General features: G+C 42.2%; 13 protein-coding genes and 1 tRNA gene. 9 read left to right on the top strand and 5 right to left on the bottom strand.

Features of this window, described 5'->3' with window-relative positions:
- Positions 1-28: 28 nt before the first annotated feature.
- Positions 29-682 (bottom strand): LIC_10271 family cell wall hydrolase, encoded by a 654-nt coding sequence (locus tag EHR06_RS02820; protein ID WP_425269474.1) that lies wholly within the window; start codon positions 680-682, stop codon positions 29-31.
- Positions 683-774: 92 nt separating this feature from the next.
- Positions 775-2,895 carry an elongation factor G gene (gene fusA / locus EHR06_RS02825; protein ID WP_135755619.1) on the bottom strand — a complete coding sequence of 707 codons (2,121 nt, stop codon included), beginning with the start codon at positions 2,893-2,895 and terminating at the stop codon, positions 775-777.
- A gap of 333 nt (positions 2,896-3,228) precedes the next feature.
- Here fusA and EHR06_RS02830 point away from each other — a divergent pair, with 333 nt between their 5' ends.
- Positions 3,229-4,797 carry a TrkH family potassium uptake protein gene (locus tag EHR06_RS02830; protein ID WP_135755620.1) on the top strand — a complete coding sequence of 523 codons (1,569 nt, stop codon included), beginning with the start codon at positions 3,229-3,231 and terminating at the stop codon, positions 4,795-4,797.
- A gap of 7 nt (positions 4,798-4,804) precedes the next feature.
- Here the strand turns inward: EHR06_RS02830 and EHR06_RS19100 are convergent, their stop codons facing one another.
- Positions 4,805-4,978, bottom strand: coding sequence for a hypothetical protein (locus tag EHR06_RS19100; RefSeq protein WP_167492265.1), 174 nt, complete (start codon positions 4,976-4,978; stop codon positions 4,805-4,807).
- A gap of 234 nt (positions 4,979-5,212) precedes the next feature.
- On the opposite strand from EHR06_RS19100, the gene EHR06_RS02835 reads away from it, so the two are divergent.
- The 4 genes from EHR06_RS02835 (at position 5,213) to EHR06_RS02850 (ending at position 8,214) form a co-directional block, all read left to right on the top strand.
- Positions 5,213-6,112, top strand: a complete 900-nt coding sequence (locus EHR06_RS02835) for a decaprenyl-phosphate phosphoribosyltransferase (RefSeq protein ID WP_135755621.1) — start codon at positions 5,213-5,215, stop codon at positions 6,110-6,112.
- A gap of 18 nt (positions 6,113-6,130) precedes the next feature.
- A complete protein-coding gene (locus EHR06_RS02840) occupies positions 6,131-6,646 on the top strand; it encodes a TlpA family protein disulfide reductase (protein WP_135755622.1) in 516 nt (171 codons plus the stop codon).
- Positions 6,647-6,715: 69 nt separating this feature from the next.
- Positions 6,716-7,486: a hypothetical protein gene (locus tag EHR06_RS02845; protein ID WP_135755623.1), complete on the top strand. Its 771-nt coding sequence runs from the start codon at positions 6,716-6,718 to the stop codon at positions 7,484-7,486.
- 74 nt (positions 7,487-7,560) lie between these two features.
- Positions 7,561-8,214 (top strand): DsbA family oxidoreductase, encoded by a 654-nt coding sequence (locus tag EHR06_RS02850; RefSeq protein ID WP_135755624.1) that lies wholly within the window; start codon positions 7,561-7,563, stop codon positions 8,212-8,214.
- On the opposite strand, the gene EHR06_RS02855 is transcribed toward EHR06_RS02850, so the two are convergent.
- Positions 8,211-9,098 carry a hypothetical protein gene (locus EHR06_RS02855; RefSeq protein ID WP_135755625.1) on the bottom strand — a complete coding sequence of 296 codons (888 nt, stop codon included), beginning with the start codon at positions 9,096-9,098 and terminating at the stop codon, positions 8,211-8,213. The genes EHR06_RS02850 and EHR06_RS02855 overlap by 4 nt on opposite strands.
- A gap of 180 nt (positions 9,099-9,278) precedes the next feature.
- On the opposite strand from EHR06_RS02855, the gene EHR06_RS02860 reads away from it, so the two are divergent.
- Positions 9,279-9,842 carry a polyhydroxyalkanoate synthesis regulator DNA-binding domain-containing protein gene (locus EHR06_RS02860; protein ID WP_135755626.1) on the top strand — a complete coding sequence of 188 codons (564 nt, stop codon included), beginning with the start codon at positions 9,279-9,281 and terminating at the stop codon, positions 9,840-9,842.
- 67 nt (positions 9,843-9,909) lie between these two features.
- On the top strand, positions 9,910-10,788 hold the full coding sequence (locus EHR06_RS02865) for a HEAT repeat domain-containing protein (protein ID WP_135755627.1): 879 nt from the start codon (positions 9,910-9,912) through the stop codon (positions 10,786-10,788).
- 92 nt (positions 10,789-10,880) lie between these two features.
- Here the strand turns inward: EHR06_RS02865 and EHR06_RS02870 are convergent.
- Positions 10,881-10,954 (bottom strand) — tRNA-Val (locus EHR06_RS02870).
- Positions 10,955-11,281: 327 nt separating this feature from the next.
- On the opposite strand from EHR06_RS02870, the gene EHR06_RS02875 reads away from it, so the two are divergent.
- Both EHR06_RS02875 and EHR06_RS02880 read left to right on the top strand, forming a co-directional pair.
- Positions 11,282-12,133 (top strand): metal-dependent hydrolase, encoded by an 852-nt coding sequence (locus EHR06_RS02875; protein ID WP_135755628.1) that lies wholly within the window; start codon positions 11,282-11,284, stop codon positions 12,131-12,133.
- A 12-nt stretch (positions 12,134-12,145) separates the two neighbouring features.
- Entirely contained in the window at positions 12,146-12,991 is an 846-nt protein-coding gene (locus tag EHR06_RS02880; protein WP_135755629.1) for a metal-dependent hydrolase, read from the top strand.
- Positions 12,992-13,029: the final 38 nt, after the last annotated feature.

Below are 13,029 nucleotides of genomic sequence, written 5' to 3' on the forward strand. Positions count from 1 at the left end.
AAAAACCTAATATACTTAATAGCCGCGATCAGTATTTCAAAAGTGGGATCGGATCCACTGCTTTGGTGCCTTGGTTGATCTGGAAATAAAGTCCTTTACCTTCTTCCAATTCACCTAAGGAATCTCCCGCTTTTACCGTTTCGCCTTCTTTGACGGAAACGGATCTGAGATTTGCATACACGCTGGAGTATCCGCCTTTATGCTCTAAAATAATATATTTCCGGTAACCGTCCATTTGGTCCAGTACAACTACTTTACCGGACCGGATCGGATGTACATCCTTATGTCTGCTTGCCTTGAACAGAACTCCCTTGTTCGGATAATAAGATAGATTAGAATAAGGAAGTGAAACAGGAGGAAGCACTTTTAATGGAGAATGGAATTTAGGACTTCCGGAAGAAGATACGTCCTCAGGCAAATTTTTTTCGATCTTAGAAGAATGGGACAGGTTTTGGGGGATTTTCAGTTTTTCTCCCACCTTCAAACCTTCATTCTCTTTTTTACCGTTCCATTCTAGGAGCATTCTCCAATCCAATTTGTATTTTTGGGAGATAGAAAATGCAGTCTCCTTGGATTGGACAGTATGGATCTTTAATTGGGTTCCTGCGGAATTGATTTGAGAAGGAAAAGAAATGAGGAACATTCCGAAACATATCAGACGAATGAAATGGAACTCCCGCATACTCTAAAATATCGGCAAATTTTGTTCTCCACCAAAAAGAAAAGGGAGCCGGATTGGCTCCCTTTTTTCCAAAAATAGAATGTTCTGAAAGATCAATCTTCTTCTTTGGAATTCGGTTTGTACTTTTTCATCAATTCTTCCGCTACGTTTCTTGGAACAGGAGCGTAACGAGAGAATTCCATGGAGAACTCCGCTTTTCCTTGGGTAGAAGAACGGATCACAGTAGAATACCCGAACATGTCGGAAAGAGGAACTTCCGCTTCCACTTTGCAATATCCGTCTTGCTCCGTGGTGTTTAAGATCATTCCTCGTCTTTGGTTCAGGGAAGCAAGGATTGGACCTTGGAATTCCGCAGGACCGTCAACTTCTACTCTCATGATAGGCTCGAGGATCTGAGGATTTGCTTTGCTGAAACCTTGGCGGAATGCATAGCGTCCTGCGATCTGGAATGCCATATCGGAAGAGTCCACATCGTGGTAAGAACCGTCGTTGATGGTCAGTTTTACCCCGATGATAGGGAATCCGATCATACTTCCACGATCCAAACAACTCTTGAATCCTTTATCTACGGAAGAGATAAATTCGCGAGGGATCGCTCCACCCACTACGCTGTTTACGAATTCGTAATTCTTATCTTCTTCCAATGGGATCGGCTCGATGAATCCGGCAACACGACCGAACTGACCTTGACCACCCGTTTGTTTTTTGTGGGTATAGTCGAAGTCCGCGCGGCTTGTGATAGTTTCACGATACGCAACCTGAGGAGCACCGGTGATCAGCTCCACTCCGTATTCCCTTTTCATCCTTTCGATATAAACTTCGAGGTGAAGTTCTCCCATCCCTTTGATGATGGTTTGTCCGGATTCTTGGTCTACGTGAGTTTGGAACGTAGGATCTTCCTTGGTAAAGCGGTTGAGAGCTTTTGCAAGGTTGTTCAGGTGTTTAGATTCTTTAGCTTCGATTGTAAGAGAGATTACCGGAGCAGGAACGAACATGGATTCCATGGAAACGTTCATTTTTCCGTCGGTAAAAGTATCCCCGGAAGCACAATCGATACCGAATAATGCGATGATATCACCGGCTTCTGCATAGTCGATATCTTCCATCTCGTCTGAGTGCATACGACATAGACGACCAACGTTATGTTTCTTGTTGTTCGACATGTTGTAGATGGTCATACCCTTTTGGATCTTTCCCTGGTAGACGCGAACATAGGTCAACTGACCGTAACGTCCGTCCTCGAGTTTGAACGCGAGGCAAACGAGCGGTTTGTCCTTATCAGAAGGTAATACGACTTTCTCGGATTCGTTTTTAACGTCCAGAGCGGAGTTAACAACGTCCACAGGAGAAGCTAGGTAATCCAAAACTCCATCCAGAAGTTTTTGAACTCCTTTGTTCTTGAAAGCGGAACCCATAAAAACCGGGGTCAGTTTTAAAGAGATCGCTCCGTTACGGATCGCAGTTTTGATCTGCTCTACTGTAGGTTCTCCCTCCAGCATAGCTTCAGTCAATTCGTCCGAGAACATAGAAGCTGCGTCTAAGAGTTCTTCTCTCTTCTTCTGAGCAAGTTCTTGTAATTCAGCAGGAATCTCTTTTTCAGTGATTTCCATTCCGTCTTTTCCTTCGAAATAAACGGCTTTCATGATCACTAGATCCACGATCCCTACTAAGTCTCCTTCGAGACCGATTGGTATTTGAACTGGAACAGCGTTATGTTTTAACTTCTCGCGTAATTGGTCGATCACGCGGAAAGGGTTCGCTCCTGTACGGTCTAGCTTATTAATAAAAGCTACACGAGGAACATTATAACGACGCATCTGTCTGTCCACAGTGATGGACTGAGATTGAACCCCGGAAACTCCGCAAAGAACTAAGATAGCGGAATCCAGAACCCGTAAGGAACGCTCTACCTCAACGGTAAAGTCCACGTGGCCCGGAGTATCGATAATGTTAATAGTATGGCCTTTCCACTGGCAGTAGGTAGCTGCGGATTGGATGGTGATCCCTCTCTCGCGCTCCAATTCCATACTGTCCATTTTCGCACCGACTCCATCTTTACCACGAACTTCGTGGATCGCATGGATACGGTTAGTATAGAATAGAATCCTCTCGGTCAGAGTGGTTTTCCCTGAATCGATATGGGCGGAAATACCGATGTTCCTAGTTTTTAGGAGTTTTTCGGTGGGTTTGAAGTCCGCAACTGCAGTGCTCATTAGAGTCCTCTTTAAAAGTTCACACGGAAAACTTCACTATACCCTTTCAGAGAGTAGAATAAAAACCTTACGTGGATACTAATCTGACTGGGTTCCCTAGGTAAAGGAACCCTAATTCTTACCAATTTTCGGAAAGGGCCGCGTTTGTAAAGATCGTTTCCAAGAATGGATTGCCGATCCTGGCTTGTATAACCTGTTCTTAGATAAAATATAGATTACAGTTTTATTCTGATTTCGGAACCGATCCACGTTTGTTTCTAAGACTAGGAAATTCATTGCCCGGGTTTGCCAGGGTCAAAATAGTTTCTGGAAGGGGTAGTTTTGCCCTTATACATGGGCTCATTTAAGTTCCTCAAACGAAACGTAAACCGAATCGCCAGGGCGTTTTTGCTATTATCGGTAGCAAGGATCCTTTGTCTAGCATTTGCAGGAGCGATCTTGGTTGGGTCCTTTATGATCTTTGCTTCGGAGGAAGGCAGGATCTCTTACGCGGATTCATTCTATCTGGCCGCTTCATCCATCTGCGTAACTGGTTTGACCACTGTTACCATCAGTGAGTTAGCATTCTCCACCCAAGTCATTATCATGTTCTTATTCCAGATCGGTGGATTGGGGATCATCACATTTACGGTTCTTGTAGGGATCTTAGTGGTTCGAGGACTTTCCAGAAGTACTCGAATTGCCGCATTCGTATTCGAGGCGATCGACTCTCACGAATCTGCGGATGGAAAGAGCACAAACGCTCCTTATGTTCGAAGGATCTTATTATCTATTTTGAATATATCCGTTTCGATAGAATTGTTGGGCGCATTTTTATTGTATTGGGCAATGCCGGAAGATCTAAACGGATTGCCTGGAGATCCGAATAGAGTTTTCTTAAGTTTATTTACTTCAGTTTCCGCATTCAATAACGCGGGATTTTCCATAGTAGACGATCTTACGTTCTTATCTAAAGAGCCTCTTTCTCTTTTGGTGGTAGAAAGTTTGGTGGTGATGGGAGGTATTGGCTTCCCGGTCATCTTATTCTTTGAAAAAACATTACTCGAAGCATTCAGGAACGTAATGCATAGGGTAGAAGTAGTCATGGAAACTTATCTAATGTCCAGAGCATTAGAAGAAGGTAAAGAACCTTCTTGGATCTATCTTATACTGATCCGTATGTCTTTCTGGGCGGAGGAAAGGCTTGCTCTTTACAGAAAGGCTCTCAAAGGAGAAGCAAATAGGATCCAGATGAAACTTCTACTTTATGGAACCATAATATTGGTCCATGTGGGCGGGATCGGGGTGCTATTGTCGGAATGGGACAATCCTGAAACGATAGGAAAATTCGACTTCGTAGACAAACTATTCAACTCCTTCTTCCTTTCCGTATCCTCTAGAACTGCAGGATTTAATACATTCGATCTTTCTGAAATGAGAAGCCCGACATACGTTCTTCTTTGTTCTTTGATGTTCGTGGGAGGCGGTCCTCAAGGTGCCGCGGGCGGTATCAAGATCACAACCTTTGTGATTCTATTAATGTATTTAAGGAATGTGATCAGCCCTCAGGCAAGAGTGACCATTATGGGAGAAGAAGTTTCTAAAAATTCGATCGCGATCTCTACTCGGATCTATTTTTTAGCAACGATCTCCATAGTATTCTTTATGTTGTTGATCACGATCGCAAACGGACATAGACATGGAATAGAGGAAATATTTTTCGAAGTCATGTCCGCATTCGGAACGGTTGGATTAACAAAAGGATTAACTCCTTATATCACCGGAGTGGAAAAGTTTTTATATCCTTGTATTATGTATGTGGGAAGAGTAGGAGTATTCACTCTACTGATCGCATTTACAGGTCATTCCGGATTAGGCACCTTAGGCGCCCAGGACGACGGAGTCAAGATCCAAGTAGGATAATCTACTTTCAAGAGAGTTGGTGAGCTTCTGCCAACTTGAAATAATAAATATAACGATCCATTTTTAGATCATGAACTACTGTAATGAGTTCAAAACCTATTGCTCCTAACGGATCGAATGCGTCTTGTGTTAGAGGTTCCTTACTTTCTACGATCTTGTATGTGATTTTCCTGCTGTTCATAGTGGAAATTTGATAAGCTAACAATGAGTAATCGTAAAGCTTAAAATTAAAATATGAGTATCCGGATTTTAATCCTTTCAGACTAGTTTTTTGTTTTTGTCTCTTGTGGAACGAAAGCCGATCGCCTGCCCAAATCCTGAGAAATCTCCTCCCATTTTAGAGCCAAAATTCCCTTGCAAGCCTTCTGTTTCAGATCAATCTGGCCCCTAAAGCGAACTGATTTCTGGAGAGAGAATGTTATTTTCCTATATAAAACTTTTAAGACCCCACCAATGGATCAAAAATATTATCCTATTTGCTGGGATCATATTCGGGAAAAAATTAGGAGATCTGGAATCGGTAGAAAGAGCGATTTACGCGTTTTTTCTATTTTCACTTACCGCAAGCTGCCAATACGTTATAAACGATTTTCTGGATAGAAAAGAAGACGCACTTCATCCTGAAAAAAAACACAGACCCTTAGCTTCCGGAGCGATCTCTCCTACTATAGCACTTTTACTTACAGCAGTTTTACTTTCTATAACCCTGGTGTTTTCCTTCAAACTGCAGCCTGATTTCTTCTATTGGGTCGCGGGTTATCTGATCTTTAATATAGTTTATAGCCGCTTCTTAAAACATATGGTCATCCTAGATGTGATGAGCATTTCTTTCGGATTCGTAGTGAGAGCGATCGCAGGTTCCATCGTTGTTGGAGTGAGTTTCTCTTCTTGGTTACTTCTATGTACGTTCATGTTAGCTCTTTATTGGGGCTTCGGAAAAAGAAGAGGAGAGCTTATCATCTTGGAAGAAGGAGCCAAAGGCCACAGAAAGATCTTGGAAGAATACTCCGTTAACTTTCTAGACTTGATGATGGGGATTGTCGCAACCATGACCCTGGTTACCTACGTTATGTATGTTACAAGCACTCATACTATCGAAAATTTAGGCACGGATAAAATGGTGTATACGATCCCGATCGTAGTTTATGCGATCTTTAGATCTTTGTACATTATTTATATCAAGAACATGGGCCACAATCCGACTAAGGCGATTTTGACGGACTGGGGTGTCCTTGTGGCGGGATTTTTATGGCTTTTACTGGTTGTTTGGATAATGTATTCAGGTTCGGGACAAAGTCTTCCTTTTCACTTATAGTCTAGGTCTAACTAAGGCATGAACAAAAATGTAAAAGCGGGATTTCAGTATGGAGGAGCATTGGCCCTTCTGCTTTCCGCGACTTTTTTTCTGGCCTGGTTTAGAGCCTTGGACACGGAACCTGTGGTAAGTTTGGATGGAAAAGAATTCAGAACTCCTATAGGTGAAAAGGCGAATATAAAAGGCAAGACCACAGTAGTATATTTTTGGGCGACCTGGTGCGGAGTCTGTAATACGAATCTTCCTCTGGTTAAGTGGTATGCATCCACACTCAAAGACGAAAATCATTTCGCATTCATCAGTGTAGAAGAAGGAGAAAATTCCTCCGCTCTCAAAGACTATCTAGAAAAACAAGCTGTGGATTTTCCTGTGATCGTAGGGAATCCGATGTTACTCAGAGATTGGGGGATCAGAGGTTATCCTAGTTTTTATATTTTGGATGGAGAAGGAAGGGTAAGATTCGCAGAATCCGGAATTATGAGTCCTTTGGGAATGTTCCTAAGGCTGGTCTGGGCAAGAATTTTATGGTCCTGATCGTCTAAAAATACCTATCTTACTTCGCAACTTTGAATTTCAGGCCTCTCCTTTCCGATAATCAATCCGATGGACTCGTACAAACCGAAACCACTCCTAAACAAAACGGAACTGAAACAGATCAAACGTTCCAGGACTCGGGTTCACGGCCAAAAAGTAATCACAGACGACGTCAAAAAATTAAAATCACTTAGCGTCACTCCTGACTTACCGGAAGAAGAATTAGTAAATTATTATAAAGAACCTATTTGGATAGAGTATTATATCCCGAGAGAATCCAGATTTGCCTACGAGATCAAATATCTTTACGTTTATCTTGTAAATTCGGAAGCAAGACCTTCTCCATTGGATTCAATTTTAAGAGAAGCACTGAAGAACGATCAGTTTGTGGATCTTGTGGATATAGCAAGGCTTCATCCTGAAAAAGAAAAGCTGATCCGAACTTCTTACACGAATTCTTGGCCGTTCTTCGAATCCATTTCCAACGGATTCAAACAGTACCAACAAACCAAAGATCCTTATTACTTAAGAGTTCCTCTTTATCATACTGAAAATCTAATGAAAAGAGAACCTTCTCTATCTACCCTAGAGTTCACAGGGAATTTTTTTATCCATAATCTGAATTGGCTGATCCGCAGAATGAACAGAGGCGGAAAAGAATTCTCACTTGAAGACGAGACAATCTCCATACTGATCAAAAGAAGGAACGAATACTGGGAGAAAAAAAATCTACCGGCAGACGAGGACTTCGATCTATTTGCCGCATTATTCTATGAGCAGGCATTTCCGAATCGCGGTTTGGAAGAAATAGAAGCGGCAGAACTTCTGGACGAACAATAATTCATCTTCTTCCCGCCAAAAAAAGAATGCGATTTTAGACAGCCCTGTAAGTCTAAGAATTACAGGAGAAGGCATTGGAAACTAGTATCTCAATTTATTCGGACGTAGTTTGTCCTTGGTGCTATATAGGTAAAAAAAGATTAGAGAAGGCGATAGAATCTTGGGAATCAAATCATCCTGAAGACAAGATCATCGTAGAGTGGAAACCTTTCCAATTAAATCCTGATCTACCCGAACAGGGAGAAGATAGGGAAGCTCATATGGTCCGAAAATTCGGTTCCTTGGACCGGGTAAAAATGATGACCCAAAGAGTTTCGGATATCGCAAAAGAAGATGGATTAGAATTTTCTAATATTTTGCAAGGCCACCAGCCGAATACTTTTCTATTACACGCTCTCATTCGTAAGGCCAGAAATTACGGGAAAGAAGCGGAGCTTGCAGAAGTATTCTTCCGAAAGTTCTTCTCGGAAGGAAAAAATCTTTCGGATGATTCTATTATCCAAGAAAGCCTAACTCAAGTTGGAGTTCCTACATCAGAATTAGAAGAAGTCCGCAAAGACCCTTCTCTTCTTTCCCAAATAGAAACGGAAGAAAATGAAGGTAAAATGCTGGGAGTAACCGGTGTGCCTTTTTATATTTTTAACGAGAAATATGCGGTTTCAGGCGCTCAACCTGTAGATCTATTCTTGCAGGTGTTTGATAAATTACAATCAGAGGCGGGAGCTTAAGCGGAGATCTCAGTTCCTCGATTGGCTCCTTCTCCCATCCATAAAAATAAACGGCGGATCCTGTACAAATAGGCGGCTTCCGCTCTTTCTAACATTCCATCCGGAACATTCGGAAACTCGTATTCTCTGATATTTCTGGGACTTCCGGACCAATCGATTGCTTGGAAAAATGAATCCTTAGGAGGGGCGGCAAGCGCCAGTCTGTCCCTTAAAAAAAGTAGAAGGTCCTTAGGTTCAAAAAACGCCTTTGCGATGTCCTTTAGGCCCGTAGCCAAATTTTGGTACACATTTTCCTTATTAAAATCTATCAAACAAAAGCTAAGAGGAAAATAAGGAGTTCCTAAAAGACCTTTCATCTTAGGAACAAGTTCTCTGATAGAAAATGATTCCGAATCCAAGACCAGAACTCCCGGCTTGGTCTCTTTTAACATATTAGGAAGTCCTAATATATCCTTGCACCAATGAGCATTTGAGCCGCAGGCTCTGAGAAGAGATCTGTATTTAGAAAAAAGATCCGAACTTTGGGTGAGTACAACCATCTCCGGATGTAAAGGTTTTGAAAATTTGAAGAATGGGAATTCTTCCAGCGCAAAAGAATTCAGATCATAGATCCGAGTCGCTCCTGCTCTGATAAACGAATTCTTTTCTTCCGAATCGAATCTTCCGATCAGGGAAACTTCTCTGGACCAATCATGAGCGGAGCGGACATCCTCAGGACTCGCATCCTTCTTCCAAACTAAAACTTCTTTAGTGGAAGAGGGGAACCCGGAACTTCTTACCCACTCAAGATGATCTATCCCTTTCCACTTTAACAAAGCGACTAGGAACTCTTGTTCATCCGAGCTGAGTCGGTGGAGAAGTAAGGCATCGGATAGTAAGTTCATCTCTTTGCAAAGGAAGGGTTTTTTCCTTGACCTTGGGGATTTTCGTCCGATCCTAGAATTGGTGCATTGCGGAAAACCCGCAACTAGAAAGGGGAATCGGAAAGAAAAACAAGTTTGCCATTCGGGCGAACTGCTTATGCGGGCTTGTCCTGAAAGCGTTGATTACGAGCAAAACCAAGAATGAAAGTTCTGAAAAGATACGCAAACAGAAGGTTGTACGATCCCGAAACCAGTAAAACGATTACTCTAGAAGATGTCGCCGAGATGATCATCGCAGGCGAAGAGATCAAAGTGATCGATAATATGAGCGGTCAGGACATCACTCCTAAGATCCTAGGCCAGACCTTTCTTAAAGTAAGTTTGGGTCAAAGAAACGAAGAATTCTCCAATTATATGCTTTCCGCCCTGATCCGGGAAACCGGTAAAGATATCAGTGCATTATTCGGCCGTTTGGTCCTGGGAGGGATAGGTCTTGCCTATCTAACCAAGGAAAAAATGGACAGGATCCTGCAGAGTATGGTGGCCTTGGGCGAACTTCGATTGGAAGAAGTGAAAAGTTACCGAGAAGACCTACTCACCCATTTGGCACAAAGGGCCAGCGAAAACAGCGAACAGATCCAGGAAGACCTCAAAAAAGTGGGTCGAGAATTGGAAGAAGGCGGCGAAAAGGAATTGGCTGTCGAGGATCTATCGGAGAAAATTCGCAAGATTGCGGAAAGAGTCAAGGAAACCGAGCCCCTCTAAGGGATTTGCGGCCTCCTAAAGTTAAGATCGACCTTACCAAATCCGATAAACAACATAGGGGGAACCCATGTCGACCGTAAGAATCCTAATCCTCGGAATCATATTATCACTAACTGCTCAGATCTCCGCAAAGGAACAAATCTATGAGAAGTTGGACCAACTATTTTACGACCAAGTCGAAAAATTGCAGAGCGGGAACCTGGAAGAAAGGATCCAGGCAGCGGATTATCTAAAATTCGTAAGCAGCAAACTGGCCGTTCGCCCTCTTCTGAAGGCTTTAAAAGGAAATGCGAATGTTCCTAAGTCGGAGGAAAATTCCCCTACCTTAAAATTCACGATCGCACAAGCATTGGGAGCAATGGAGTCCGATATCGCAGGACCAGGAATGGTGGAAGAATTTAAAAAGATCTCCGCAACCGTTCAAGAAAGTGATTATCCTGCATTCAGTTCACCGGATGGATATAATATGGTGATCGCAACGGGAGAATTGATCCGAAATGTGGGACTTCTTCCTTATACAAAGGAAAACCAAGAAGCGATCGTAAACGCTCTCAACCATCCGAATTTTTACGTAAGAGCTTCTGCGGCGGACGGATTGAAAAATCTAAACCGTAAGGAAACACTTTCCCAATTGAGTTCCGCGATCGATAAGGAAAAAAATCCATTTGCGAAAGTTGCGATCCTAAACGCGATCGTATACATCAATCGTATCGCAAACCAAAAGTTCTATGATCTATGCGCATTCTTAAAAGACGAATCTCCAATGGTCCGTTATAGAGCTTCTATCGCAGTGGGAGAAGTGGACCTGAAAGCTGGAGAATATTCACTCAGAGAAGCGTTACTCGTCGAGCATGATAAAATGGTAAGAGAGCAGATCAAAAAGGACCTGGCAAGTGTGACAGGATTCAAGATGCCTGCGAATCTTCCTCTTTTCTTGAAAGACTGATCTTTTTCTTATACTGTTAAGAGTGAAAAGCCTCCGAGTTCGGGGGCTTTTTTGTTTTTAGGGGTTCTGGGAAGAAGGGTGTGAGTAAACCCTGGGAGATACTGGGATCGAACCAGTGACCTCTACCATGTCAAGGTAGCGCTCTAACCAGCTGAGCTAATCCCCCGGTAATCGTCAGTATTTAGGCCCAAAGCTCAGCGTAAAGCCTTTGTTATTCCTAAAGCTTCCAAGAAGAAGTTTCCATCTTCCCCAAAATAATACTCATCTCTTCATTTTTAAAAAAAGAAGAAGGTCCGCTTTTGCTGAAATTTACCCGCTTGGCCGAGGTTTTTTTGTTAAACAGGTGTTATAAAAAGAACTTTCTGGAAGAAAATTCCTTCTTTTTCTGGCCGATTTCGAAATCGGCAAGGGTTTTCCGGGATCGGCGGGCGGATCCGTTTGGAAAGGTTTATAGTAAGCCTCACGAAACCCGAAAAAAACAGGGGAGATAGAAATGTCAGTGAAGGCAGAAAAAAAAGAACGGACTATTAAACCGATCAATGGTGATTCTCCAAGCGTTCGTAAAATGGACTTCGAAGGGTTGGACCAATTATCTGATTATTACGTGGCGGGAAATTCTTTCCTAACCCATACGGTAAACGCATACCATGTGATCTTTCCGGAAGGAGAAAGATTTTTTATTAAAAGTGTAAAAGCTTTCGCGGATCAAGTAAAGGATCCTGCATTACAAAATAGTATTAAAGGTTTTATAGGACAAGAAGTACAACACGGAAAAGAGCATGAGAAAGCGCTTGAGATGTTGGAAAAACAAGGACGCCCGGTCTCTAGGATCCTAAATTTTTATAATAAGACTGCTTACGGATTTTTCTGGCCTGTTTTAGAATTTATCTTCGGTAAAAAGTTGAAACTTGCAGTGACCGCAGGTTTGGAACATTACACCGCTTCCTTGGGAGAAGTTACTCTAAGATTCGGACTCCATGAACAAGCAGAAGGAGAAATGAGAAATCTACTTCTTTGGCATGCATGTGAAGAGATAGAGCATAAGTCCGTTGCTTATGATGTTCTCCAAACAGTTTCCAAAAATTATATTTTAAGAACTTTCGGTTTTATCGTAGCTTCCATCATGTTCTGGGGATATGCATTCACTCTTCAGCATATGTTTATCTTTGCAGATCCTAATATAGGATTCAAAAGATATTTTTCTGATCTTATTTCTGCTCGTTCTTACGCAAGATTAGTGGTTATAGAAGTTGGAAAACTGGCATTCTTATATTTCAAACCCGGTTTCCATCCCAACCAAACCGGCGGTTACGACCTGGCTAACGCTGCATTAGCGACTATTTAAGAGGAGAATACAATGAGTAATCAAACTAAGAAAGGAAATCTAAAATCAATAGATGCAAATTCTCCTACAGTTCGTAAGATGAATTTCGAAGGTCTGGAAAATTTACCGGACCATTATATCGCAAATAACTCGTTCATGACCCACACAGTGAATGCGTATCATATCCTATTTCCGGAAGGAGAAAGATTTTTTATCAAGAGTGTAAAAGCTTTTGCGGACCAAGTAAAAGATCCAGGTCTTTCTTCTAGAGTGAAGTCATTTATAGGGCAAGAAGTACAACACGGAAAAGAACACGAAAAGATCCTAGAGATCTTAAAAGGACAAGGAAGACCTATCACTCTTATGGAGAAGGTCTATAAATGGACTGCTTTTAGTTTCTTCTTACCTGTGTTTGAATTTTTCTTCGGTAAAAAACTGAAACTCGCAGTGACTGCAGGTTTGGAACATTATACGGCTAGTATGGCTGAAATTTCTATCCGCAATAATTTTCATGATGATGCATACGGAGAGATGAGAAGCCTTCTTCTTTGGCATGCCTGCGAAGAGATAGAGCATAAATCGGTTGCGTATGATGTTCTTCAGACGGTTTCCAAAAGTCATTTCCTAAGGATCATGGGATTCATAGTGGCATCCTTCATGTTCTGGGGATATGCTTTAAGTCTGCAGCATTGGTTCTTACTCACTGATAAGAAAGTGGGATTCCGCAAATATTTCCAAGACATGAAGTCCGCACGCAAAATAGGAAGGATCTTATATCCTCAACTTTTCAGCGCGGCGCTTCTATATTTCAAAAAAGATTTTCATCCGGACCAAACAGGCGGATACGAGCTTGCAAACGCGGCTCTGATAACTATCTAGCACCCATCCAATCACTTTGCTCCCCGCTTCCCGCGCTC

Origin of the sequence: Leptospira dzoumogneensis, from assembly GCF_004770895.1 — a bacterium.
GTDB lineage: Bacteria > Spirochaetota > Leptospiria > Leptospirales > Leptospiraceae > Leptospira_B > Leptospira_B dzoumogneensis.

Excerpts from the sequence above, each read along its gene's own strand:
- EHR06_RS02820 (WP_425269474.1), bottom strand. The coding sequence starts at position 682 with ATGCGGGAGTTCCATTTCATTCGTCTGATATGTTTCGGAATGTTCCTC.
- fusA (WP_135755619.1), bottom strand. The coding sequence starts at position 2,895 with ATGAGCACTGCAGTTGCGGACTTCAAACCCACCGAAAAACTCCTAAAA.
- EHR06_RS02830 (WP_135755620.1), top strand. The coding sequence starts at position 3,229 with ATGGGCTCATTTAAGTTCCTCAAACGAAACGTAAACCGAATCGCCAGG.
- EHR06_RS19100 (WP_167492265.1), bottom strand. The coding sequence starts at position 4,978 with ATGAACAGCAGGAAAATCACATACAAGATCGTAGAAAGTAAGGAACCT.
- EHR06_RS02835 (WP_135755621.1), top strand. The coding sequence starts at position 5,213 with ATGTTATTTTCCTATATAAAACTTTTAAGACCCCACCAATGGATCAAA.
- EHR06_RS02840 (WP_135755622.1), top strand. The coding sequence starts at position 6,131 with ATGAACAAAAATGTAAAAGCGGGATTTCAGTATGGAGGAGCATTGGCC.
- EHR06_RS02845 (WP_135755623.1), top strand. The coding sequence starts at position 6,716 with ATGGACTCGTACAAACCGAAACCACTCCTAAACAAAACGGAACTGAAA.
- EHR06_RS02855 (WP_135755625.1), bottom strand. The coding sequence starts at position 9,098 with ATGAACTTACTATCCGATGCCTTACTTCTCCACCGACTCAGCTCGGAT.
- EHR06_RS02860 (WP_135755626.1), top strand. The coding sequence starts at position 9,279 with ATGAAAGTTCTGAAAAGATACGCAAACAGAAGGTTGTACGATCCCGAA.
- EHR06_RS02865 (WP_135755627.1), top strand. The coding sequence starts at position 9,910 with ATGTCGACCGTAAGAATCCTAATCCTCGGAATCATATTATCACTAACT.
- EHR06_RS02875 (WP_135755628.1), top strand. The coding sequence starts at position 11,282 with ATGTCAGTGAAGGCAGAAAAAAAAGAACGGACTATTAAACCGATCAAT.
- EHR06_RS02880 (WP_135755629.1), top strand. The coding sequence starts at position 12,146 with ATGAGTAATCAAACTAAGAAAGGAAATCTAAAATCAATAGATGCAAAT.